Origin of the sequence: Mesorhizobium sp. M7A.F.Ca.ET.027.03.2.1 (genome assembly GCF_003999175.1) — a bacterium.
Taxonomy (GTDB): domain Bacteria; phylum Pseudomonadota; class Alphaproteobacteria; order Rhizobiales; family Rhizobiaceae; genus Mesorhizobium.
In genome coordinates this window covers 1-3,430 of sequence record NZ_RZOM01000669.1, presented here as the reverse complement: position 1 = coordinate 3,430, position 3,430 = coordinate 1, and the positions used below count along the sequence as shown (strand labels likewise).

The 3,430-nt window shown below is 64.1% G+C and carries 4 protein-coding genes and 1 pseudogene; all 5 read right to left on the bottom strand.

Translation table 11 applies throughout. The features are described 5' to 3' along the window. On the bottom strand, positions 1–558 hold a 558-nt coding region (locus tag EN750_RS41530), incomplete at its 3' end, for a molybdopterin cofactor-binding domain-containing protein (RefSeq protein WP_145967883.1). 1 nt (position 559) lies between these two features. Continuing rightward, a complete protein-coding gene (locus EN750_RS24560) occupies positions 560–1,927 on the bottom strand; it encodes a xanthine dehydrogenase family protein molybdopterin-binding subunit (protein ID WP_127397971.1) in 1,368 nt (455 codons plus the stop codon). Positions 1,928–1,940: 13 nt separating this feature from the next. Continuing rightward, a complete protein-coding gene (locus EN750_RS24555; protein WP_127397969.1) occupies positions 1,941–2,423 on the bottom strand; it encodes a (2Fe-2S)-binding protein in 483 nt (160 codons plus the stop codon). 60 nt (positions 2,424–2,483) lie between these two features. Further along, positions 2,484–3,278 (bottom strand): FAD binding domain-containing protein, encoded by a 795-nt coding sequence (locus EN750_RS24550; protein WP_127397967.1) that lies wholly within the window; start codon positions 3,276–3,278, stop codon positions 2,484–2,486. 13 nt (positions 3,279–3,291) lie between these two features. Further along, positions 3,292–3,430 (bottom strand): annotated as a pseudogene (locus EN750_RS41710) (SRPBCC family protein); the annotation flags it as partial.

Below are 3,430 nucleotides of genomic sequence, written 5' to 3'. Positions count from 1 at the left end.
GGCATAACAGGTCGACGGCTTCATCGCGCCGGTTTCTTTCTCGGGGTAGGAGCGCGGGATCAGGAACATGCCGCGGCCCGAGATCGAGCGGCCTCGCTTGAAATGCGCCGACAGCGCGACATCGAAGATCGAGATCGATTTTTGCGGTGCGCCCTTGACCAGGATGTTGCCCTGGCCGTCGGTCTCGAGGTCGGAGGCGTTGACCTCCAGCTCCTCGGCCGCCACTTCCAGCATCACCTGGCGGGCTTCCCTTGCCGCCTGGATGACGGCGTTGCCGGCGCGGTGGGTGCCGCGCGAGGCGAAGGTGCCCATGCAGTGCGGGCCGGTGTCGGTGTCGGCGGTGTCGACGACGACACGGTCGGTCGGCACGCCGATCGCCTCGGCGCAGATCTGCGCCATGATCTGCTTCATGCCCTGGCCGAGATCGACCGATGATAGCGTCACCATGAAATTGCCGGTCGGCGTCGAATGCACCAGCGCCTGCGTCGGGTCGCCGCCGAGGTTCATGCCTGTGGGATAGTTGATGGCGGCAACGCCGCGTCCGCGCCTGATCGCCATCTCAAGCTCCCTTCACGTAGGATGACATCGCCATGTATTTCTCCGCCACCGGCCAGTTGGCGGCGCGCGAGGCTTCCTGCATGCATTCGATCAGCGCCGCGCCCTCGGTCGGCTGGCGGTGCGCTTTCATATCGCCGTCGCGATAGGCGTTGATGAAGCGGAATTCGAGCGGGTCCATGCCGATCAGCCGCGCCAGCTTGTCCATCTGCACCTCCAGCGCGAAATCGCCGATGGTGACGCCGAAGCCGCGCATGGCGGAGGAGGGCGTGCGGTTGGTGTAGACGCAGTAGGTATCGATCCAGACGTTCGGGATGGTGTAGGGGCCGGGATAGTGCCCCGCGCCCTTCTGCGCGCCATAGGGCGAGTGGCGCGAATAGGCGCCGGCATCGGTGTAGCCAGTGACCTTGCGCGCGACGATGCGGCCGTCCTTCATGACGCCGTCCTTGATGACGACCTTTTCGGCCGCGCGCGGTGACGATATCTGCATCTCCTCTTCGCGGCTGTAGATAAAACAGACTGGTCGTCCGGTTAATTTTGCACCGAGGATGGCGACCGGCTCGACGATGACGTCGACTTTGCCGCCAAAACCGCCGCCGACGGTGCCGCCGACGAAATGCAGTTTGCTGCCCGGCATCTGCAGGATGATCGAGGTGTTGTCGAGCGTGAAGAACATCGCCTGCGTGTTGGTGTAGCAGGTGAAGCGGTCATTGCCCTCGGGTGCCACCACGCAGCCGGTGGTCTCGGTCGGCGCATGTTCGATGGGCGAGGACTGGTAGCTCTCCTCCAATATGTGGTCGGCGCCGGCGAAGCCCGCCTCGACGTCGCCGAAGCGCACCTTGCGGCACTCGCCGCTGTCGTAGAGATAATAATTCTGGCCGTGATATTCGTTGACCAGCGGCGCGCCGGGCTTCAGCGCCTCTTCCATATCGAAGACGGCCGGCAGCACCTCATAGTCGACCTTGACCTTGGCGGCCGCCTCTTGCGCCGCGCGCTCGGTTTCGGCCAGCACCGCCACCACGGCCTCGCCCTTCCAGCGCACCTTGCCGTCGGCAAGCACCGTCTCGTCCTCCGGCCCGACCTGGATCAGGATCAGGATGGTGTAGACATTGTGCGGCACGTCCTTGGCGGTCAGAATTTTCACCACACCTGGATGTTTTTCCGCCTCGGAGGTGTCGATCGAGCGGATGCGGGCATGGTGATGCGGGCTGCGCACCATCTTCAGGTGCAGCATGCCGGGGAAATTGCGGTCGGCGAAAAAGGCGGTCTTGCCGGTGACATGGCCGGGTGAATCGGAGCGCGGCCGAGGTTGGCCGATCTCGTGCAGATCATCTTTGCGGACATCGGCGAAGTAATTCTTGCGCAGTTCCATTCTTTTGGACCCCTCAGGCCGCGTTCTGCGAATTGGCGCGGGCGGCAGTCAGCACCGCCTGGATGATCGGCTCGTAGCCGGTGCAGCGGCAGATGTTGCCCGACAGCGCCTCGACCACTTCGTCGCGGCTGGGGTTGGGCGTATGGTCGAGCAGCACCTTGGCGGCCATGATCATGCCCGGCGTGCAGAAGCCGCATTGCGTGGCGAACGTGTCGAGGAAGGCGCGCTGCAGCGGGTGCAGGACGCCGCTTTCCGAAAGCCCTGATGTCGTGCTGATGGCCGCCCCATTGCAGGTCTCGGCCAGCGTCAGGCAGGAGAGCCTGAGTTCGCCGTCTATGATGACTGAACAAGCGCCGCAGGTGCCTTGATGGCAGCCGCCTTTCGGCGAGGTGTCGCCGATCTTGTCGCGCAAGGCGTGCAGCAACGTTGTGCCGCTGTCGATGAATTCGGCCTTTTCAGAACCGTTGAGTGTGAATTGAACCGGAACCTTTGCCATGTTTTCCTCCCAGCGTGCCTGCCCGAAGCATCGGACAGACGCGCGCCCCCGAACGAAATGTTATGTGAGCAGCAGCCGGCCGAGATGAACCGGCAGCACTTCAGCGCGATACCAGGCGCTGGCGATAGGATCCGTGATCGGCGCGATGCCGTCACCTGCCGCCGCCAGTGCCGGCGCGATGCCGTCCTTGGTGAGCTTTCTGCCGATCAGCGCCTTTTCCGCCGCTCTGGCACGCAATGGTCGGTCGGCCATACAGCCGAGCGCGATCCGCGCCGAAGAGACGGTGCCGTCAGACACCTGTTGGAAAACAGCGGCGATGCTGAGCACCGAGACGCCCTTCGGCTTCACCCTGGACACTTTCAGGAAGCGAAAACCGCCTTGTGGAGGAAGCGTGAAGCTTACGGAAGTGACGATGGCGCGACTGCCGTCCCGATTGGCCAGAAAAGTCTCGATCGGCGTTTCGCCGCCGTCGGTGCTGACAATGGCGTCGAGCGCCAGCAGGGCAACGGCGAAATCGCCATAGGGAGCCGGGGCAAACAGATTGCCGCCGACGGTCGCCATGTTGCGGATTGCCGGGCCACCGACGGCGCGGGCGGCCTTGGTGAGCGTGCCAAGCTCCGGATGGCTGGCGATCGCCGCCATCGTCACCGAAGCGCCGATGCGGACTTTGCCGCCGGCAACAGCGATGGTGGACAAAGACGGCTCGGTCGACCTGACAAGGCCGGAAACCGAAACATCGCCTTCATTGGCCGCGCGGACGACCAGCGTGCCGCCGCCGAGATAGCGTGTTCCCTGGGCTTTCAGTGCCGCGTTCGCGTCTTTCACCGTTGCAAAGGTCTGCAGTGCCAGCGCCATGGTTTGGCTCCTGTCAGATCTGGCCGGCGAAATGGCTTTTCAGGGCGTTGAAGCCGCCCTGAAAGACATTCGCGCCCATGCCCTCGGCCAGCTTGTCTGCCTCCTCGGGCGCGGCGTCGAAGCTGGCGGTCCATTCGGCGTAGGTGCGGTCG